The organism is Streptomyces sp. NPDC008137 (assembly GCF_042957035.1).
Classification (GTDB): Bacteria; Actinomycetota; Actinomycetes; order Streptomycetales; family Streptomycetaceae; genus Streptomyces.
This window is the reverse complement of sequence record NZ_JBIBHN010000028.1, coordinates 82883-102380: the sequence shown is the minus strand read 5'-3', so window position 1 is coordinate 102380 and position 19498 is coordinate 82883. Positions and strand designations below refer to the sequence as shown.

Annotated in this window: 20 protein-coding genes, 1 tRNA gene and 3 pseudogenes; 17 read left to right on the top strand and 7 right to left on the bottom strand. The window is 69.1% G+C overall.

Annotated elements, in window-relative coordinates; all coding sequences use genetic code 11:
* Nucleotides 1-50 precede the first annotated feature (50 nt).
* The 3 genes from ACFZBT_RS32440 (at nt 51) to ACFZBT_RS32430 (ending at nt 3995) form a co-directional block, all read left to right on the top strand.
* Entirely contained in the window at nt 51-1499 is a 1449-nt protein-coding gene (locus tag ACFZBT_RS32440) for a P-loop ATPase, Sll1717 family (RefSeq protein WP_391111197.1), read from the top strand.
* Between the two features lie 1339 nt (nt 1500-2838).
* On the top strand, nt 2839-3360 hold the full coding sequence (locus tag ACFZBT_RS32435) for a hypothetical protein (RefSeq protein WP_391111194.1): 522 nt from the start codon (nt 2839-2841) through the stop codon (nt 3358-3360).
* Nucleotides 3361-3665: 305 nt separating this feature from the next.
* Complete coding sequence (locus ACFZBT_RS32430; protein WP_391111192.1) at nt 3666-3995, top strand: hypothetical protein; 330 nt, start codon at nt 3666-3668, stop codon at nt 3993-3995.
* A 107-nt stretch (nt 3996-4102) separates the two neighbouring features.
* Here the strand turns inward: ACFZBT_RS32430 and ACFZBT_RS32425 are convergent, their stop codons facing one another.
* Complete coding sequence (locus ACFZBT_RS32425) at nt 4103-4366, bottom strand: GntR family transcriptional regulator (protein WP_391111190.1); 264 nt, start codon at nt 4364-4366, stop codon at nt 4103-4105.
* Between the two features lie 148 nt (nt 4367-4514).
* Here ACFZBT_RS32425 and ACFZBT_RS32420 point away from each other — a divergent pair, with 148 nt between their 5' ends.
* A complete protein-coding gene (locus ACFZBT_RS32420) occupies nt 4515-4823 on the top strand; it encodes a hypothetical protein (RefSeq protein WP_391111187.1) in 309 nt (102 codons plus the stop codon).
* The gene (locus ACFZBT_RS32415) at nt 4820-5083 is read left to right on the top strand and encodes a hypothetical protein (protein WP_391111184.1); all 264 of its coding nucleotides are present in this window, start codon (nt 4820-4822) and stop codon (nt 5081-5083) included. Before ACFZBT_RS32420 ends, ACFZBT_RS32415 begins: the two co-directional genes overlap by 4 nt.
* Here ACFZBT_RS32415 and ACFZBT_RS32410 read toward each other — a convergent pair.
* Nucleotides 5061-5312: a hypothetical protein gene (locus ACFZBT_RS32410; RefSeq protein WP_391111181.1), complete on the bottom strand. Its 252-nt coding sequence runs from the start codon at nt 5310-5312 to the stop codon at nt 5061-5063. The genes ACFZBT_RS32415 and ACFZBT_RS32410 overlap by 23 nt on opposite strands.
* Nucleotides 5313-5367: 55 nt before the next feature.
* Here ACFZBT_RS32410 and ACFZBT_RS32405 point away from each other — a divergent pair, with 55 nt between their 5' ends.
* Nucleotides 5368-5718, top strand: coding sequence for a hypothetical protein (locus ACFZBT_RS32405; protein ID WP_391111179.1), 351 nt, complete (start codon nt 5368-5370; stop codon nt 5716-5718).
* A gap of 94 nt (nt 5719-5812) precedes the next feature.
* Here ACFZBT_RS32405 and ACFZBT_RS32400 read toward each other — a convergent pair whose 3' ends face one another.
* Nucleotides 5813-6514 (bottom strand): response regulator, encoded by a 702-nt coding sequence (locus ACFZBT_RS32400; protein WP_391111176.1) that lies wholly within the window; start codon nt 6512-6514, stop codon nt 5813-5815.
* Between the two features lie 185 nt (nt 6515-6699).
* Between ACFZBT_RS32400 and ACFZBT_RS32395 the strand changes: the two genes are divergently transcribed.
* The 3 genes from ACFZBT_RS32395 (at nt 6700) to ACFZBT_RS32385 (ending at nt 9194) form a co-directional block, all read left to right on the top strand.
* Nucleotides 6700-7605 (top strand): universal stress protein, encoded by a 906-nt coding sequence (locus tag ACFZBT_RS32395; RefSeq protein WP_391111173.1) that lies wholly within the window; start codon nt 6700-6702, stop codon nt 7603-7605.
* Nucleotides 7606-7631: 26 nt separating this feature from the next.
* On the top strand, nt 7632-8513 hold the full coding sequence (locus ACFZBT_RS32390) for a universal stress protein (RefSeq protein WP_391111170.1): 882 nt from the start codon (nt 7632-7634) through the stop codon (nt 8511-8513).
* A 183-nt stretch (nt 8514-8696) separates the two neighbouring features.
* Entirely contained in the window at nt 8697-9194 is a 498-nt protein-coding gene (locus ACFZBT_RS32385) for a flavodoxin domain-containing protein (RefSeq protein WP_391111168.1), read from the top strand.
* A 5-nt stretch (nt 9195-9199) separates the two neighbouring features.
* On the opposite strand, the gene ACFZBT_RS32380 is transcribed toward ACFZBT_RS32385, so the two are convergent.
* Nucleotides 9200-9586: an anti-sigma factor antagonist gene (locus ACFZBT_RS32380; RefSeq protein WP_391111165.1), complete on the bottom strand. Its 387-nt coding sequence runs from the start codon at nt 9584-9586 to the stop codon at nt 9200-9202.
* Nucleotides 9587-9718: 132 nt separating this feature from the next.
* On the opposite strand from ACFZBT_RS32380, the gene ACFZBT_RS32375 reads away from it, so the two are divergent.
* The 5 genes from ACFZBT_RS32375 (at nt 9719) to ACFZBT_RS32355 (ending at nt 15184) form a co-directional block, all read left to right on the top strand.
* Nucleotides 9719-10792, top strand: coding sequence for an alcohol dehydrogenase catalytic domain-containing protein (locus ACFZBT_RS32375; RefSeq protein WP_391111162.1), 1074 nt, complete (start codon nt 9719-9721; stop codon nt 10790-10792).
* A 23-nt stretch (nt 10793-10815) separates the two neighbouring features.
* Nucleotides 10816-11490 carry a pyridoxamine 5'-phosphate oxidase family protein gene (locus tag ACFZBT_RS32370; protein WP_391111159.1) on the top strand — a complete coding sequence of 225 codons (675 nt, stop codon included), beginning with the start codon at nt 10816-10818 and terminating at the stop codon, nt 11488-11490.
* 133 nt (nt 11491-11623) lie between these two features.
* Nucleotides 11624-12499: a universal stress protein gene (locus ACFZBT_RS32365; protein ID WP_391111225.1), complete on the top strand. Its 876-nt coding sequence runs from the start codon at nt 11624-11626 to the stop codon at nt 12497-12499.
* Nucleotides 12500-12590: 91 nt separating this feature from the next.
* Nucleotides 12591-14978, top strand: coding sequence for a glycosyl hydrolase family 65 protein (locus ACFZBT_RS32360; RefSeq protein WP_391111156.1), 2388 nt, complete (start codon nt 12591-12593; stop codon nt 14976-14978).
* Nucleotides 14979-15097: 119 nt separating this feature from the next.
* Nucleotides 15098-15184 (top strand) — tRNA-Pro (locus ACFZBT_RS32355).
* 106 nt (nt 15185-15290) lie between these two features.
* Here the strand turns inward: ACFZBT_RS32355 and ACFZBT_RS32350 are convergent.
* Nucleotides 15291-16631 carry a ferric reductase-like transmembrane domain-containing protein gene (locus tag ACFZBT_RS32350; RefSeq protein WP_391111154.1) on the bottom strand — a complete coding sequence of 447 codons (1341 nt, stop codon included), beginning with the start codon at nt 16629-16631 and terminating at the stop codon, nt 15291-15293.
* A gap of 593 nt (nt 16632-17224) precedes the next feature.
* Here ACFZBT_RS32350 and ACFZBT_RS32345 point away from each other — a divergent pair.
* Nucleotides 17225-17660, top strand: a pseudogene (locus tag ACFZBT_RS32345) (helix-turn-helix domain-containing protein); the annotation flags it as partial.
* Between the two features lie 205 nt (nt 17661-17865).
* The gene (locus tag ACFZBT_RS32340; protein ID WP_391111152.1) at nt 17866-18270 is read left to right on the top strand and encodes a TOBE domain-containing protein; all 405 of its coding nucleotides are present in this window, start codon (nt 17866-17868) and stop codon (nt 18268-18270) included.
* Between the two features lie 17 nt (nt 18271-18287).
* On the opposite strand, the gene ACFZBT_RS32335 is transcribed toward ACFZBT_RS32340, so the two are convergent.
* Nucleotides 18288-18458 carry a hypothetical protein gene (locus tag ACFZBT_RS32335; protein WP_391111149.1) on the bottom strand — a complete coding sequence of 57 codons (171 nt, stop codon included), beginning with the start codon at nt 18456-18458 and terminating at the stop codon, nt 18288-18290.
* Nucleotides 18458-18936: pseudogene (locus ACFZBT_RS32330) on the bottom strand (molybdopterin-dependent oxidoreductase). The gene ACFZBT_RS32335 and the pseudogene ACFZBT_RS32330 overlap by 1 nt, the downstream one beginning before the upstream one ends.
* A 138-nt stretch (nt 18937-19074) precedes the next feature.
* Here ACFZBT_RS32330 and ACFZBT_RS32325 point away from each other — a divergent pair.
* Nucleotides 19075-19460 (top strand): annotated as a pseudogene (locus ACFZBT_RS32325) (molybdopterin-binding protein).
* Nucleotides 19461-19498 lie beyond the last annotated feature (38 nt).

The window sequence follows — 19498 nt, the reverse complement described above, 5'->3', positions numbered from 1 at the left end:
ACACCCTGCCCCCAGATGCAGCCATAGCCGTGCACGTCTAGCGTGGAGGAGTGGCCCTGGTACAAGACTTCCGAAGGTTCAACTTCGGTTACGCCGATTCGATCACTGAACTCCAGCAGGCCCCTAAACTCCTGCAGGATGGCTACTACGATCTGGGCGGAATCGAAGATCGAGTGCTCAATTCACACGAATTTCTGATCCTTGGCTATAAAGGGTCGGGGAAGTCTGCCGTTGGCGCACGCTTGCGGTTGCTCGCTCTGAATTCTCCTAGTCAATACTCTGCGCCTTCGCCAATCCTGGTAGACAAAATTCCCTTGCGGCAATTCAAGGGAGTTATGCCTGATTCGATGGATAACACACGGCACCGGAATGCATGGATTCTAAATTTCCTCGTTCGGATCATAGGGGCCCTCGCGGAAGATGGCCAGGCCGACCCCGGATCCAGAAAGCAGATAATCTCTGTCGCGAAAGACCTGGAAAAAGCGGGAGTAACTCCACGAAATCCCGCAACCATGAAGTGGTTCCGGGCAAATAGAGTAACGACCACAGTCGGTATGCAGGGCGCAGCAAGCATTTCAGCAGAGTTCGAGAGGCAGACCGACGCCAGCACTGCAAGTGACTGGATCGCGTACCTTGAGACCGCCACACGAAACTTCAAGAGCCAGCGGAGGCACTATTTTTTCGTGGATGGGCTGGACGACTTGTCACTGGTTCAGGAGGGACGTAGCGCTCTATTGGGTGGGCTCATCCACGCCGCGGCGGACCTGAACAGCCTATACTCCGAAGGTAAGACGCCTATCAAGATCGTTGTTTGCTGCAGAACCGATCTTTTTTCCAAGCTTACACTTTCACCTCGCGGAAAGATTAGGCGAGATTATGGGCTTGAACTCAACTGGTACCAAAACCCAAGAGACTATCGAACAAGTCATCTCGTCCGGCTGGCTAATATGCGAGCGCGACTTGTCGACGAGGGATGCAACAACATATTCGAACAATATTTCCCCCCAAAGATCGACCAAAAGCGCAGTGCTGAATTCCTCCTCCTCCAGACGCGCCACACTCCCCGGGATCTTCTTCAGCTTCTAAAAATCATCCAGAGGCACACAGAAGAGCCTGGTGTCATCCCTGAAGACAATGCGAAAGCTGGCAGCCGAGACTACTCGCAGACCTACCTTATTGACGAAATGCGGGATGCGCTGCACGCATACTTCACCGAAGAACAAGTGTCCTCCGTGATTAGCTTTCTCGGATCAATACACCGCAAGAATTTCACATTCCAGGAAATACAGGAGCGATTCGGATCGGATTCTCGCTTCCGGCGTATCGATCTAGACGATGCGCTCAGCGCACTCTTCGACACCAATTTCATTGGAAATGTTGGCACAAGTGGACATTTCTTCTTCAAGTACAGAAACCCGGAGGCCTCTTTGTCGTATAACGAAAGGATGCAAATCCATCCAGGCCTTTGGAAAGCGTTTAATGTGACGGCTCGCCTCTAATTTCATTAGAGAGAGGCATCGTCGTAACGGATCGGCCGTCGTGGCTCTCTCTGGTCGACGGCATAGCAGCGTGGCTGAGGCCGGTGGGGGTACAGCGAGGCATACGCGTGCGTGGTCGGTCGACGCCCCCGCCGTCGCGGCTGACCGTCGTCGGCTGAGGTTCAGACGAGGCGCATCGAAGGCGCCGGCCGTCCGTCGAGTGCGCCAAATCTGGGCCGTCCCTAGGCCGTCCGAGGCTGCTCAACAGCGGCTATGGACGACCAACGACGACCACCAGGCGCGCGAGCCCATCGCTCCTGACCAGCAAAAAACCAGCTCACCGAGATCCCCGGCAAGACCCAGGACAAGAGACAGATCTTGACTCACCCGTTAAGTCGCCGCGACCGAGCACGCTACGGGTGAGATTCAGCCATAGATCCGCGCCCCATTTGCCCCGATTGGCGTATTGGCCACAGTCGGAAAGTGCACACCACGTCCGAGCCGCGCTGGATGTTTCCGCAGGCCCTGGCCCGTTATCAAGTCTACGCAGATTAAAAAATGTTCCCGGTGAGCCATCCGATAATCAACCCAGAGCTCATGGCTGATTGGAGTCCTGCGCTAGCGTTCCGGCACGCCGAACGAGAACACCCCGCAGCGCGGATTAGCGGTCCGTGCTGCGGGGTGCAGCAAATGCCGGGCTGTTGGAGCAGCTCGTCAACAACCAGTCCTGGAGACTCACTGATGGACCAGCTGGGCACAGGGCCCTATCCGGAGCAAGATATTCCGGATAGAGCCAATATCCAGACGCAGCCTACAGGCCAGCACTCGCGGGTCAACCTGGCGCTTGGGTGGACAACGGCAGCAGCGGCCGTTATCAGTGCCGTGGCCGCACTGATCACTTCGCTGCGGGGATAACCTCTGCTGGAGAGCCGCGAGTTGGCGATCAACACTCAGGAAGCGCTAGTGTCGTTACACCCGCCAAGACCCTGCCGGAAAATGCATCAGGGGTGCAGCAGGTCGAGTTGACCGCCAACGACTCGTGAGCCGCCGCCAACGGCTCCCGCTGCGGGGAAGGATCGGGGTCCGGCCCGGTCCTCCGCCACCCCTCCAATTGCGCGGTGCGCCGTGCCCCAGCCGGTGCCTGTCATCCCAGCGCACTACAAGCGCACCAGATCTGGCGGGGAACGCGGGGTACCCCGGTGAAGGCGCCCAAGCCCGACACCCCTGCACCTCGGCCATACGCGCAGTTCAGCGCCCGGTCCGGGCTCAATGATCGCAGCTTCCCAAGCTGAGAGCTCACCTACAGCTGCCGTCCTCAGCGTCGGCGTGGCATCCCAGCGGACTCAATACAGTGCCCCTCATGGACTGGACTGCACCTCTGAGCGCCATAGCCGGTGCGCTTGCCGGCATCGTCGCAACGTTCGTCGTGGACCGAGACCGATGGAAACGCGCCCAACAGGCCGACGCACAGACCGTACTGCGCGAGACCTTCGTGACCTACCTCGCCCACCTTGCCCGCGCGACCGAAGGCATGCGTTTCGTCGCCGAGACCGCCTACGACACCCCAGAAGAGCGCAGGCGTGCAGTCCGCGCCGCATTCTCCGAGTCCGGTCTGTTCGAGCAGCGCTTCGGCCTGACAATGCTTGCTCCGCCACGTGTCGTCGAGTTGGGTGTCGAAGCGTTCCGTACCGTCCGAACGCTGCGTGACCTACTCGCGGACGGTGCGCAAGTCACAGACGGGACGTTCCAAACCGCACAGCACACGTACTACAAAGCAGTCCAGGCCGCAGCTGCCGCCATGCGCGAGGAACTTGGCATCCCCGAGCTTCCGTTCGTCCCCTTGGCATCCAGCCACGATGATCACCGTCAGGCACAGGCCTGAGCGCGAGAGTCCGCGCGGCTGCTGGGCCTGCCGAACCGTCTACGTTCCGTCCCATGCCCCGTTCACTGGCGTTCAGACGAGACCAGGGGCCGGTCACGCACACGGGTAGAAGGTTTCTGACATCCACTGCTGACATCAACGACGCCGGACAGGGACGTACACCAGCATCTCTGCCCAGCCGTCGCACCAGTCGCGGACGGCAGCTGGAGCGGAACCGGATCGAACTCCTAAAGCGGGTGTCGCAGGTTCGAATCCTGCCGGGGGCACCAGCCGAAGGGCCCCGGACCGATCTTGGTCCGGGGCCTTTGACGTGCACTTCTGACAACACCGAGGACAAGAAGCACCTCGCCTTCACCCTCGCACTGGCGGGCTCGGTGGAACAGATGGCGTCGAAAGGCGGCAAGGCGGCGGTGCAGAAGATCGCCCAGAAGCTGGTCTACCAGTACCTCACAGGGCCCGCCCTGGTCACGATCAAGCAGTTGTTCAAGCGGGTGTCCATCACCTTCACCCAGAAGGCGATGGCCAAGGCGATTCCAGCCGGCGTCGGTGTCGCCTTCAGCAGCTCGACCAACTACGTGCTGACGAGGGTGGTGGGCAGGGTTGCCGTCGCCGTCCTGGCCAAGGACGTGAAGTAGCAACGCCGTATCAGGTCCCTGACCGCCGACTATGTTCGGGGGCATGCCGTCGCGGGTGAGCCCTCCGACCAGGTGGCCGAGGTGCTACTGAACGCGACCGAGCTTGGCTATGCGGAGGGGGCGGGAGTTTCGGGTGAGGGCGGCAGGGGGTCGGCGACGAAAGTCCCCAGCCCGACCTCTCCCCGCGTCCACCCCTGCTCCCGGACATACCGCATCGCCTTCGCCGCTGTCGCGTTCACTACGCCGAACTCCTGGGCGATTTCCAGAGTGGAGGGCACACGGCTTCCCGGCGGATACGTGCCGTTCTCGATGCGCCGGATGATCTCCGCTGCGATCTGCCGCCACAGGGGGCGCGTGCGGTCAAGCTCCATGGCATCAGCGTGGGTGACCACGGCATTCCGTGCATCCGTGGTTATCTGCGGTTATCCACGCTACTGTAGGTTCACGACGCAGAGCGGCCCCGACGGGAAGCGGCTACTTCCCTACCGGGGCCTCAGCCGACTGATTGGGAGTCGACCTATGCGCAGCCTACTGGCCGCGATCCTGACCCTCTTCCTGCCCGCCCGCGGTACCCTCCGCTCCCCGGCATCCCCACCACCACTGCCCCTCACCCCCTGTCCGCCCGCTCCGGAACCCCCGCCCGTGATCACGTGTCCCCACCCGGCGGACGTCATCACCGCCGACGGCATGCCCCTGGTCCGGCCGTACGTCGTCGAATGGGAACGCGAGCGGGACCGGCGTCGCCTTCAGCGCGAGCGGCGCCGGGCGGCGGTCCTGGCGACGCTGGGGCAGGACTACGTTCCGGTTCCGTGGGAGGTCGCCGCATGAGCACGAGTACGCCGCGTCTGCGCAGTCTCGGCCTCGACCCGGACACCGGCAAGGAGGCCCTGGCGGTCACGGACCCCGGCGGCCGTCTTGAGGAGTTGGCCGACGCGCACGCGCTGAAGGCCGCCGCTGCCCTGGTGACGGTCGTCGGCGCAGTGCTGGAGGTGGGGAAGGCGTCGGACACCGAACTCGCCGCCTTCGTAACGCCGTTGCACGCTGCGCTCGAAGAATGCGTCGGCATCATGGCGGCCGACAGGGAGTGACGGCGTAGCGGCAGTTCGGCCGCAGGGCCGGTGGCGCCTTCTGCTCTCCCCCGCCGTCGCCCGCTTCACCGCGCTGCTCGACAGCGACGACGAGGACGACCAGGAGACGGCGGAGGGCTTCCGCGCCGACCTCGACGACTACGTCAGGAAGTACGGCTTCCTCGCGCAGATCGTCCCCTACGGCGGCCTGGCGGATGATCCGCCGCGAGGAGGGGCTGGACGACGACATCTGATGCGTGTGCTCCGGCTGGATACGCTGGCCGGGGCATCCCTTGGAGGACATCGTGAGCACACGGCCCGACCACGACACAGAGCTGATCCCGCGCCCCGCGCGGACCCCCGACGCCCTCCGGGCCGCCCTTGCCGCCATCGCGCCGGAGCGACTGCCGGAAATGGACGCCGATCAGCGCAAGGCCGTCGCCGCCGCCATCGAGCAGAGCAGCATCAAGCCCCTCCAGCTCTTCATGATCGCGTGGGCCGCCAACATCGAAATCGAGCGGTTTCCCGAGGCGGCGCGTGAGCTGCGCCGCGCCGAGTACATGGCCAACGCCGCCGAGACTCTTGAAGAAAGCCGCCGCTACGTAAGGATCTCCGGCGACATCATCCGCGCCGCGTACAAGGCGGTGTCCGAGTGACCTGGAGATGGGAGTACGACCCTAGCGAGGAGTACGTGGCCGGCGGAGCTCCGCCGGCCTTCATCACCGAGGTCGAGAAGAAAGCCGGCCGGGGTCAGCGCGTCGGGCGCTCGCTCGGTTCTGGCTGCTCCAGCTGCGAGGCGAGGACCGCGGCCTGGACGCGCCGCTGCACCCCGAGCTTGGCCAGGAGGCGGGAGATGTGGTTCTTGACGGTCTTCTCGGACAGGTAGAGCTTCTTGCCGATCTCGCGGTTGGTGAGCCCGTCCCCGATCAGGGCGAGGATCTCCCGCTCGCGCGGCGACAGGCTCGCCGGCTCACGGGCGACGGCTGCTTCCCCGGACGGGTCGGCGCGCAGCGAGCGCATCAGCCGGGCCGTGGTCTCCGGGTCCAGCATGGACCGCCCGGAGGCGACCGTGCGTACCGCCGAGATCAGGTCGGAGCCCTTAATCTGCTTGAGGACATAGCCGGACGCCCCGGCCATGATCGCGTCGAGCAGGGCCTCCTCGTCGTCGAACGAGGTCAGCATGAGACAGGCCAGCCCGGGCATCCGGCTGCGCAGTTCGCGGCAGACGGTGATGCCGTCGCCGTCCGGCAGGCGTACGTCGAGGACGGCGACGTCGGGGCGGAGCGCCGGGCCCCGGGCGAGCGCGTGCTCGACGTTCTCGGCGTCCCCGACCACCGAGATGTCGGGTTCGGCGTCCAGCAGGTCGGCCAGGCCGCGCCGCACGACCTCGTGGTCGTCGAGCAGGAAGACCCGGATCGGGTGATCCTCGGTAATGGTGCGTGACCCGGTCATCTCGGACCCTCGTTCCCCGGAACACCGAAGGACGGACTGCGGATCGCCCGTCACCACGATCATCACGTGCCCGGCCGGGATGCGATAGGGCCGTTCGGCCCCAGTACGGGACCTGCGGCCCCTCCACCGCGACGGCCGTCGCGGCGATGCTCGAATCGTCAGGCCCTACCCCGGAGGTGGAGACAATGTCCCGCACGATCACCGTGGGCCTCGACGGCTCGCCCGAGAGCCGTGCCGCCGCCGAGTGGGCGGCTCGTGAGGCGAAGCTGCGAGGTCTGGCACTGAAGCTCCTCCATGTGTGGGAGCCGGTACCGGAGCCCATGGCACAGGCCCCGCTGCTCGGTACCGAGACCCACCAGCACTGGAGCGAGAAGATCCCTCGTGACACCGCCGAGGGCCTCCGGCTGCGCCACCCCGGTGTCGAGGTGACTGCCGGGCACCTGCCCGGCCGGCCGAGTGAGGTGCTGGGCGAGGCCGCGAAGAACACCGAGCTGCTCGTCCTCGGCTCGCGGGGGCTGAGCGGTGTCGGCGGCTTCCTGGTGGGCTCTGTCGGACTCGCCGTGGTGGCGCACGCGGAATGTCCCGTCATTCTGGTCCGGGCCGGTGAGCAGGCGGCGGACGAGCACGAGATGGACCCGTCCGGCATTCCGTCGACAGCCACCTCCTACCGGCCGGTCGTGCTCGGCCTCGACACCGACCACCCCGACCCGTCCGTGATCGAGTTCGCCTTCGAGGCGGCCGCCCGGCGCGGGACGGTCCTGCGGGTCGTGCACGGGTGGGAACGGCCCTCGTACTACTCCTACGGCGGTGCCGCCGAACTGTGGCAGTACGAGGATCTCGCACAGGGGCAGGCCGTCGCGCTCACCGAAGGGCTGACGCCGTGGCGGGAGAAGTACCCGGCCGTCGATGTGGCCGAGGTGTCCCGCCTGGGCCACGCGGCGGACCAGCTGATCAACGCCTCTCGTGAGGCCTCGCTGGTCGTGGTGGGGCGGCGGATCCGCCGCAACCCGTTCGGGGTGCACATCGGCCCGGTGACGCACGCGGTCCTGCATCACGCCGCCGCCCCGGTCGCCGTCGTCGCACACGACTGACACGGCGACCTGAGGAGACGAGGACGATGGACCGGCCGGTGGTCGTCGGCGTGGACGGCTCCGAGTCCAGCCTGCGGGCCGTGGACTGGGCCGCTGACGAGGCGGCGCTGCGTAAGGTCCCCCTGCACGTGGTCTACGCCTCGCTGTGGGAGCGCTACGAACAGGCCGTCTTCCCCACGGGCCCGGGACGGTCGGAGCAGGTGCTGACCGACGTCCTCGTGGTGGCCGCTGCCAAGCGCGCCCGGCAGCGCGTCCCCGGCACCGAGGTCACCACCGAGGTCGTGCCCGAGGGGCCGGTACCCGTACTCCGTCGTGCGGCCCTCAAGGCCTGCGCACTGGTCATCGGGTCCCGCGGCCGGGGTGGCGCCGCCGAGCTGCTGCTGGGCTCGGTCGGTCAGGCCGTGGCCGGGCGCGCCGACGCTCCGGTGATCGTCGTGCGCGGCGACCACGACAACCGGGCCGGCGCCCGGAGCCGGGGGAGGCGCGTCGTCGTGGGAGTCCCCGACAAACCGGCGGACTCGGAGGCGGTGCGTTTCGCCTTCCGGGAGGCGGCCCGGCGCGGTGTACCGCTCGAGGCGGTGCGGGCCTGGCACTTCCCGGCATACGAGGCGACCGACCACGCCCCGTTCGTGGGCGAACCCGCCCGTGTGCACCGGCAGCGTGCCGTCGAGGCCCTGGAGACCGGGTTGCGCGCGCCGGCGGAGGAGCATCCGGAGGTCGAGGCGCGCCGACGGATCGTCGAGGGCCCCGCCGGCGCCGCGCTGCTCGACGCCTCGGCCGACGCCGCCCTCCTCGTGGTCGGCGCCCGGCGCCCTCGCGGACGCTTCGGCCTCCACATCGGCCGCGTCACACACGCCGTGCTCCACCACGCGGCCTGTCCCGTGGCTGTCGTTCCCGAGCCGGGGTGACCGTCGGCCGGGTGTCGGGCTGGCCAGGTCCGATCAAGCCCGTCCTCACGACGCCCGGCGCGGTCACCGTGCTCGATGCCCGGGTGCGCCTGCTGTCACGCCGGGCCCGGGATCCCTGTCCGCGCCGACTTCGTTGAGCGGCCCACGGCTTGCCGCTCGCACTGTGAGAGGAGGCGGATCACCATGTCGGAGAATGTGCTGGTCGCCTATGGAACGACGAACGGATCGACCGCGGAGATCGCCGAGGCCATCGCCGAGGTGCTGCGCAAGGAAGGGCTGACGGTCGACGCGCTCCCGGCTCGTTCCGTGCCGAGCGTGGCGTCGTACGACGGTGTCGTGGTCGGCGGCGGTCTCTACGCCGGACGCTGGCACAAGGACGCCCGCCGCTTCGTCAGGCGCCACGGCAAGGCCCTGGGCGAGCGCCCGCTGTGGCTGTTCAGCAGCGGACCGCTCGATCCCTCGGCGTCGCAGCGGGACATCCCGCCCGTTCCCTGGGTGCAGAAGGCCATGGCCCGGCTCGACGCCAGGGAACACGTCACCTTCGGTGGCTGTCTCCGGGACGGCGCGAAGGGCTGGGTCGCCCGCATGATCCTGCGGAGCGGCAAGGGCGGCGACTTCCGCGACTTCGAGAGGATCGAGGCCTGGGCTGCGCGGATCGGCCACGAGCTGGCCCGCGTCTGACGCGGTCAGACCGTCACCCCGTCCGCGGGACTCGCGGGCTGGGTGCCGGTCGGTCCCTCCGGCAGGTCGGGGAGTACCTCGAAGACTCCCGCCAGCCCGGTGAGCCTGAGGACCCGCCGGAAGCCGGCGCTCTCGGAGACCATGAGCAGTCGGCCCTGCCGTGCCAGCACGCGGTTCCGTGCCCGGCACAGGACTCCCAGCCCCGAGCAGTCGATGAACGACACGTTCCGCAGGTCCAGCACCAGATCGGGGCCGGGAGCGGCGGTCAGCGAGTCGAGACGAGCCCGCAGGGCCGGTGCCGTGAGCAGGTCGATCTCACCCCGGAGGGTCACGACGCGTGCCGTGCGCACCGCTCGGTGCGGGGTGGCGGCCCTGCTGGTGGTCTCGGACATGGTTCGAGCAAAGCCCCGAGGACGGGGTGTGCGGTAGGGCCGACCGGCCCAAGCGCGTCCCCTTGTTCCGCGTCAAGCTGGAAGTGCGGAGGAAACCGGGCACAGCGCCCGCACCAGGAAGGTGGGAACGCCATGAAGGGCTACGTCTTCCACGGCCCCGGACAGTCCGCCTGGGAAGGCGTCCCGGACCCCGGGATCCAGGAGGCGACGGACGCGATCGTGCGCGTCGACGCCGTCACCATCTGCGGAACCGACCTGCACATCCTCAAGGGCGACGTGCCCGAGGTGCGCCCGGGCACGGTGCTGGGACACGAGGCGGTCGGCGAGATCGTCGACATCGGCGGTGACGTGCGCACGGTGCGGCCGGGCGACCGGGTGCTGGTCTCCTGCATCACCGCCTGCGGCCGCTGCCGTTACTGCCGCGAGGGCATGTACGGCCAGTGCCGGGGCGGCGGAGGATGGATCCTCGGTCACCTGATCGACGGCACCCAGGCCGAGTACGTCCGCGTGCCGTACGCCGACCTCTCCGTGCACCCGCTGCCCAGCGCCCTGGACAGCAAGGAGGCCGTACTGCTGGCCGACATCTTCCCGACCTCCTACGAGGTCGGCGTGCTGAACGGGCACGTCCGGCCGGGGGACACCGTCGCCGTCGTCGGCGCCGGCCCCATCGGTCTCGCGGCCGTCGCCACCGCCCGGCTGTTCGCACCGGAACGGATCGTCGCCGTGGACCTCGCCGCCGCACGGCTCGACGCGGCCAAGCACCTCGGCGCCGACGCGGTCGCGGACGCCCGGGAGGCGCCCGAACAGCTCATCGCGGACCTGACCGACGGGCTGGGCGCGGACGTCGTCGTCGAGGCCGTGGGCGTCCCGGAGACGTTCGAGCTCTGCACCCGCATGGTGCGGCCCGGCGGGCACGTGGCCAACGTCGGTGTGCACGGCAGGCCCGCGACGCTGCACCTGGAAGACCTGTGGATCAAGAACGTGACCATCACCACGGGTCTGGTGGACACATACTCCACGCCCACGCTGCTCCGGATGGCGGCCGCGGGCCGCCTGCCCACCGGCCAGCTGGTCACGCACACCTTCCCGCTGACCCGGATGGAGGAGGCGTACGACGTCTTCGCCCGGGCCGCCGACACCGGTGCGCTCAAGATCGTGCTCGGCGGGGAGCAGCACGAGGAAGTCGTCCCCTTCCGGGCGGCCTGACAGAAGGAGAGGAGTGACGGGCCATGCACGAAAGGGCTTCCTCGCACGCCGTGGAAGGACGCCCCGCGGGCGACCTCGGGCGGCGGATCACCCAGCGGCGTACCGAACTCGGCCTGAGCCGGCAGGAGACGGCTGTACGGGCGGGCATGGCTCCGGCCTACCTCCAGTACCTGGAGGAGCGGCCGACCGCCGACCCGGGCGCGGGAACCCTCCTCAGGCTGGCCGGGGCCCTGAAGACCACGGTGTGGCATCTGACCGGCGGCGACGTCCAGTTGCCACCGGGCCTCGGACGGGCCGCCCGCACGCCCCGTTTCACGGAACTGACCGAAGCGGAGTGCCGTGGCCTGCTCTCCACGCACGGAGTGGGCCGTCTCGCCGTGACCACGGATGCCGGACCGGTCGTCCTGCCGGTCAACTACAGCGTCGTCGACGGCGACATCGTCTTCCGCACCGACCCGGGCTCCGCGCCGTCGCAGGCGGCGGGCGACCGGGTCGCCTTCGAGGTCGACCGCATCGACGAGGCGTTCAGCGAGGGCTGGAGCGTGCTGGTGCGCGGCCCCGCGAGCACCGTGACGGACCCCGAAGAGGTGGCCCGTCTCAAGGAGCAGGCGTACAGCGAACCCTGGGCGGGAGGCCGGCGCGAGCTGTGGCTGCGCATCCAGCCCGGCGCCGTCACAGGGCGACGGATCACCGTCTGAACACCCACGCAGCGGCATGGGCCGAACGGCCCCGGCAAGGGCCCATCCGCCTCTCGTGCCCGGCCGCCGCGGGGTGCGACGGTGAAAGCGGACCTGCGGAGTGCCCGAGCGCGAGGCGGTGGGAACGATGACGATGGAACTGCCCCTGGTCGTGGGTGTCGACGGGTCGGACGGCAGTCTCCCGGCGGTCGACTGGGCCGTGGACGAGGCCGCCCGGCACGGGCTTCCGCTGCGGCTGGTCTACGGCTCCCTCTGGGAGCGGTACGAGGGCCACGCCCCGTCGGTCGGCCTGGACCGCCCCGCCAGGCAGGTGCTGGCCGACCACGTCGTGGCCTCGGCGGCGGAGCGCGCCGGACGTCGCAACCCCGACGTGAAGGTGTCCACCGATGTCCTCCATGCGGACGCGGCCGAGGTCCTCCTGCTGGAGGGCAACAACGCGACGGCTCTGATCACCGGGTCGCGGGGCCGCGGCGAGCTGAAGGGCCTGCTGCTCGGCTCGGTCGGGCTGGCCGTCGCCGCCCGCGCGCACTGCCCGGTGATTGTGGTGCGCGGCGACAAGGCGGGCCTGTCCGGTACCCACGAGCGAATCCTTCTCGGCGCCGGAGGGCCCGACACGGGCGAGGAAGCGGCGAGATTCGCCTTCCGCGAGGCCGAGGCCCGGGGATGCGTCCTGGACGTGGTCCGTACCTGGCGCTGCCCGGCGCATGAGAACGCCGGCACGGCCGTGGCCGCGGAAGCCTCCGGCCAGGAGCACGAGGAGCGTGCCCGGTCCGAGCTCGACGCGCTGCTGCGCGAGGTCGCGGCCGATCACCCCGGTGTCCGAGTGCACCGCACAACGGTCGAGGGACCGGCCGGCCAGGTTCTCGTCCACCGCTCGGCCGCGGCCGACCTCGTGATCGTCGGAGCGCGCCGCCGGCAGGGCCACTTCGGGCTTCAGCTCGGCAGGGTGGCCCACACGCTGCTGCATCACGCCGAGTGCCCCGTGGCTGTCGTGCCCCAGCGGGTGTGAGCGAGGCCGAACCCGGAAACGCGGCACGCGAGGACGACCAGGCCACGGACAACCGCCGGGCCCGTGGGTCCGCTCGACGAGGAGAGCGCCCGTGACGGATCTGACCTCGGACTACGACGACACCTGGGAGTACGAGGGGTATCACCCCGAGCAGGAGCGGCTGAGGGAGTCGCTGTGCACGGTGGGCAACGGCTGCTTCGCCACCCGCGGGGCGCTGCCCGAGTGCGCGGCGGACGACGTGCACTACCCGGGGACCTACGTGGCGGGCTGCTACAACCGGCTCACCTCCGAGGTCGCCGGACGCCTGGTGGAGAACGAGGACCTCGTCAACCTCCCCAACTGGCTCCCCTTGCGCTTCCGGCTCAGGGGCGGGGAATGGCTGACACCCGATGCGGCGACCGTCCTGGACCACCAGCAGACCCTCCACCTGGACTCGGGCCTGCTGGAGCGGCGTACCCGGTACGCCCTCGGCCAGGGGCGGGCGCTGTCGGTACGGCAGCTGCGGCTGGCGCACATGGCCGACCCGCACCTCGCCGCGCTGCGCACCGACCTGACCGCCGAGAACGTCACCGGTGAGCTGGAGATCGAGGCAGCGCTCGACGGGGCGGTCTCCAACGCGGGAGTACCGCGCTACCGCGACCTGGACGGCCGCCACCTGACCCACGTACACACCGGAACCGCCGCACCCGGCACGGTGTGGCTGCGTTGCCGTACCCGCACCTCGGACATCCGGATCGGCATGGCGACCCGGCTGACGGCCCCGGCTCCGATCACCGCCGCGCACGAGCCCGAACGCGCCGTCCAGCACCTCACACTGTCCCTGGCCCCCGGTCGTACCGCCACCGTCGACAAGACCGTCGCCCTGCACACCTCACGCGACCTTGCGATCAGCGATCCGCTGCAGGCCGCCGTGGACCGGGTCGGGGCGGCGGCGGGCTTCGACGACCTGCGGGCATCCCACCGAACCGCCTGGAACCAGCTGTGGCGCAGGGCCCGACTCGATGTCCCGGGGGAAGCCGGCGCCATCCTGCGCCTGCACCTCTTCCACGTGCTCCAGACCCTCTCCCCGCACACCGCGGAGCTGGACGTGGGCGTGCCCGCTCGCGGGCTGCACGGCGAGGCCTACCGCGGGCACGTCTTCTGGGACGAGCTCTTCGTCCTGCCGTATCTGAACCTGCACTTCCCCGAGGTGTCCCGCGCCCTGCTCCACTACCGCCACCGGCGCCTGGACCGGGCCTGTGCCGCCGCCCGGGCCGTCGGCCGGCGCGGGGCGCTGTACCCGTGGCAGAGCGGCAGCGACGGACGCGAGGAGACCCAGCGGATGCACCTCAACCCACGCTCGGGCCGTTGGCTGCCCGACCACACACATCTCCAGCACCATGTGGGTTCGGCGATCGCCTACAACGTGTGGCAGTACTGCGAGGCCGGCGGCGACGTCGAGTTCCTGCACACCAAGGGCGCCGAGATGCTGTTGCAGATCGCGCGTTTCTGGGCCGATTCGGCGACTTGGGACGAGGGGCTGGGCCGGCACTGCATCCTGGGCGTGGTCGGCCCGGACGAGTATCACGAGGCCTACCCGGGCGCCGAGCGACCGGGCCTGGACGACAACGCGTACACCAACGTCACGGCGGCCTGGGTGCTCACCCGCGCCCTGGAGGTACTGCGCACCCTGCCCGAACCCCGCCGCCGCGACCTCGTCGAACGCATTGCCCTGGACGACGCCGAACCGGACCACTGGGAGGACGTCTCCCGCACGCTCCACGTGCCCTTCCACGACGGTGTCATCAGCCAGTTCGCGGGCTACGGCGACCTCGCCGAACTCGACTGGGACACTTACCGCGAGCGCTACGACGACATCCGGCGCCTGGACCGGATCCTGGAAGCCGAGGGCGACAGCGTCAACCGCTACAAGGCCTCCAAACAGGCCGATGTGCTGATGCTGGGCTACCTCTTCTCACCGGCCGAACTCCAGGGTCTCTTCGGCCGTCTGGGCCACAGGCTGGATGAGGAGACCTGGCGGCGCACCGTCGACCACTACCTGGCCCGCACCAGTCACGGCTCCACCCTCAGCGGTCTGGTGCACGGCTGGGTGCTGGCCCGCTGCCGGCGCGCGGACGCCTGGAAGTTCTGCCAGGAGGCGCTGCGCGGCGACATCGCCGACCTCCAGGGAGGCACCACCGGCGAGGGCATTCACCTGGGCGCCATGGCCGGAACCCTCGACCTGGTGCAGAGGGGACTGCCAGGTCTGGAGACCCGATCCGGGGCACTGTGGCTGGACCCGGTGCCGCTTCCGGAACTGTCCTCGTACGGATTCTCCGTCCGCTACCAAGGCCACTGGGGCATCCGCCTGCGCCTGGCGAGCGGGCAGCTGGAGATCTCGGTGCCGCCGTCCGATCTTCCGCCGATCGACGTCGAGCTGCCCGACCGTGCGATCGGCGTGCAGCCCGGGGAGACGTGCCGTCTGGTCCTCATGGAGTGAGGCGGAACCCGGTCGCCGCGTCCCCGCACACCGTAGACGCCACCGACCTGGACGCCGCCCTCAGAGCCAGCCACCGAGGATGATCAAGCCGTCCATGCGCGTTACTCCTCCCCTGGTGAGCGCCCCCGGCAGAACGCATTCAGCGCACATCAGGCTGGGAAACCTCCTGAAGCGGGTGTCGCAGGTTCGAATCCTGCCGGGGCGCGACGCGTTACCGCTCTTGCCTGGGGTTCCTCCTCCGGGGAGGTGTTCTGGTCGGCCTCGGACTTCTCGCTCGAGGCCGTATTGCGTGAGTGACGGGTACCGGTTGGTTCAGGCCAGGCCGAACTTCTCGGCGTGCACCTGTCGGGCGGGGACCCGCAGGTCCCGCAGGCCGGCGAGCACGGCCCTGGTCATGGCCGGCGGGCCGCAGACGTACACGTCGCGTTCGGTGATGTCGGGGACCAGCCGGTGCAGGCTGTCCTGGCCGAACGGCGGGGCCCCGCCCTCGCCGGTTCTGCCAGTGAGCAGGTGCAACCGTCCGCCCCGGAGCGCGACCAGGTGGCGCACCTCGTTCAGCAGCACCGCGTCGGCCTCGCTGCGTACGCGGTACAGCACGACGACGTCACCGGTCGCCTCCTCCTCCAACAAGGCCCGCACGGGCGTGATCCCCACACCCCCGGCGATCAACAGGGTGCCGGGGCGGCTCCGGTGCAGCGAGGTGAACGCCCCGTAGGGTCCCTCGACGAAGGCGCGGCTGCCGACAGGGACGTTCCGCAGGCCGGCGCTGGCGCTGCCCACCGCCTTCGCCGTCAGACGCAGCCCCTGTCCGCCCGGCGCCGCCGAAAGAGAGAAGGGGTTGGCCAGCCACCAGTGGTTGTGCCCGGGGAACCGCCAGATGCAGAACTGCCCTGCCCGGGCCGGGAGTTTGTCGAGGTGTCGGCCGGTGACGTACACGGAGACCACGTTGTCCGACTCCGGCACCACGGCCGCGACGCTGAAGCGGTGGTAGGCGTTGCGCCACAGCGGCATGGTGACACGCCCGGTCAGCAGGGCGCCGAAGGCGAACAGCCACAGGATCCACCAGTAGGCCGTCGCGAACGCGGAGGACGTGAACGTCGTGGTCTCCAGCAGCTGGTGGACGAACGACAGACCCAGGGCCACGTAGAGCAGCAGGTGCAGACCGTGCCAGACCTCGTACCGCAGGCGCCGGCGCAGGGGCCGGGTGGAGATCACGCCGATCACGACGATGACGGCCGCGGCGAGCATGCCCAGCAGGGAGGCCGGCACCCCGCTCAGTGCGACGAACGTCTTCCCCATGGAGGTGTCGTCGAGTGTCGCGTAGCCGAGCACCACCAGCGTCGCGTGGGTGAGGACCGTCCAGAGCAGGGTGAAGCCGACCCAGCGGTGCCACACCGTGAGCCGGTCCATCCCGATGCGGCGGTCCAGCCACGGCAGCCGGGCCACCAGCAGCAGTTGGAACAGCATCAACAGGGCCGCGTGCAGTCCGAAGAACTTGGCGACCGTGAGCACTCCGTTCTTCCCCGAACCGGCGCTGAGGAACAGCGCCTCGACGATCACCACGTTGCCGATGACGAACGCCCACATCGCCCAGCGCGCCGCGTCCACCGGAAGCACGATGCCTCCGCGCACCGTGTTACTCGCCACCACCATGGTCGCCTCACATCCCCCCGCGGCCGCGGCACTCGCGACCCGTATGCACAAACCCCATGAAGATCGAGTGATTCGTCCGGATACGCACCTCGATCGGATAAGCATACGGAGCGTCGGCCCGATCCGTTCACGCCAGAACCCTCGAATCCAAGTGCCCTTCGGCGTTCGATGCGTCCTGCGGCCCAGGGTTCCGCGACGGTTCAAGGAACGCTCCCGACCGCAGGGCACCGCCCACCGCGGCCCGCCGCCGGGCGGACGCACACCGACCAGCGGGCGCGCATGGTCGCGACCGGCACACACGTCGGTGGGTTCGCATGGGCCGGCTGGTCTGCGCCGCACACCGTAGGTCTCCGATCTGCTGCATGTCCCGCATCTGAGCCTCCTGGCTGACGTTCGGCCTCACCACAAGAGGTCACGCCATCAAGGGGGTATGGATGGGCTCCTGGTGAAGACAGCGAGAGGAACCTTGTGAACGGTGAGGGCCCCGTGCAGCAGCGTCGTGCCCACGCGGAAACCGGAGCGGTCGCTGACGTACGGTCACGCGCCCGGCCCAGCCGGGCCGCGTACCCGGCGTCGTCCTGGCCATCGAGCCGGAGCCGGCCTGGGCATGGGCCTGGGACCGTATCGTCGCCGGGCACGGCCAGGTGCGGGTCGAAGGGCTGGCCGACGAGCTGGGCTGGAGCCGCAAGCGCCTGTGGTCCCGTTTCCACGCTCAGCTCGGCCTGCCGCCCAAGCGCGCCGTGAAGCTCGTCCGCTTCGACTGGGCCGCCACCCGCCTGGCCGGGGGCCAGGAGGCGGCCGGGGTCGCGGCCGACTGCGGCTACGCCGACCAGTCGCATCTGCACCGGGACGTCGTGGCGTTTCACCGGTGTGACTCCCGCGACCGTGGCCGGCCAGTCGCTCGTCGCGACGCCCGACCTGGCGTGGGTGGACCACGTACCGCGCCTCCCGGCGCGAGGGGGCGATGCCCCAGCCGCCCGTTTCGACGGGCCGCACCGGTCTCCGCCGGCAACCGAACTGATGGGGTAGGCATGCGCCGCGGCCGGCAACGCGCACAGAGACACACCTGGTTGGTCAGAGGTGGGGAGCTGTGCGGGATGGCCGCGAAGGACGGGCCGGCCCGGCGGCGCTGCGAGAAGCCGCTCGACCGCTTGGCGGGCCTGGCGCGGGCTTCCTCGAAGCCCCGCCACGGGCGCTGCCACGGGCAGCCGATCCGGCGCCTATCTTGATGCGCATGCAGTCCTACACAATCGGCCAGGCCGCACGGCTCCTCGGAGTGAGCCCGGACACCGCGCGGCGATGGGCGGACGCCGGGCGGGTGGCCACGCACCGGGACGAGGTCGGTCGGCGGCTCATCGACGGGAAGGACCTGGCCGCCTTCTCCGTGGAGCTGGCCAAGAGCGGTGGCGCCGAGGGGGACACCTCGTACACCTCTTACACGTCCGTTCGCAACGCCTTCCCCGGCATCGTCACCGCCGTGAAGCTCGGCGACGTGGCGGCCCAGGTGGAGATCCAGGCCGGGCCGCACCGGCTCGTGTCGTTGCTGACGCGGGAGGCCGTGGAGGAGCTGGGGCTGGAGGTCGGGGTGGAGGCCACCGCCCGGGTGAAGTCGACGAACGTGCACGTCGACCGGGCCTGAGCCGGTGCCTCCACGGGTCACTTGGTCACCGACCAGGAGTGGGCGCCGGTGCCGGCGAGCGCGCCTGAGCCGACGATCAGATACTCGTCGCGGATCAGCCGCCCCGCCGGCAGCTTGTCGCCGAAGAGGCCCTCGGTCTCGGGGTGCAGCGGCGCGTTGATGGTGACGACGTCGCGGACTCCTGTCACTACCAACTCGCGTAGCCGCCGTCCACCCGGATGGCGTTGATGCCGCTGATGTGCCGGGCGCCGCAGCGGTCCTGGGGCAGGACGAGCTGAGGGCCGGCACGGTCCAGCGGGGTGCCGTCGACGGCGACCGCGAGCAGGACGGGTGCCTGGCCGAAGTCGGGGTCGATCTCCGCCCAGGACAGCAGGGCGTGGTGACCGTCGGCGCCGGAGACGGCGATCAGGAAGCGCAGGCGGTCCTTGCGGCGGGCGGGAGCGAAGACGTGACGGGCATCCGCGAGCACGTCGAGCAGCAGCGGCCCGGTGAAGCGGTGGTGCTGAATGCCGCTGGTGGAGCACTCAAGCTGACGTCGGCCTCGTGCTGCGGCCAGGCCAGCAGGTCGGGCACCGTCAGCCGGGCCGGACGGGTCAGATCGCCGGTGAGGGCGAGTTCCGCCACGGTGTCCGCGGCCGTACCGGCGGTTGCGAGGGACTGGCTCACGGGCTGCCACCTCCCGGATGACCGCACCCGGAGGCACGTCCCGTACGAACGCACATGCCACCCACCCAGATCACTGTCATGGCTCATGCGAATCGACAGGAGACTTTCCCCTCGCATCTGCGGCATTATCATCGACGCATGCACACCTACCGGATCGGGGACGCGGCCGCCTTACTCGGCGCCAGTGCCGACACCGTGAGGCGCCTGGTCGAAGGGGGAAACCCACCGCCGAGCGCGACGAGACGGGCCACCGGACCATCCCCGGGCCGGCCCTGGCGGCCTATGCCCGGCAGGTGCACCGGACGGAGCGGGAGAACACCGGCTCCTCGGCCCGCAACCGCTTCTTCGGGATCGTCACCGAGGTGGTCGTCGGGGGTGTGTCGGCGCAGGTGGAGATCCGGGCGGGGCCGTTCCGGGTGGTGGCGCTGGTCAGCCGCGAGTCGGCCGACGAGCTGAAGCTGGAGCCCGGGGTTCCGGCGGTTGTCGTGATCAAGTCGACCAACGTGGTCGTCGAGAGTCCGTAAAGGTCCGCCAGGACCACGAGTGAACGTGTCCGTCAGGA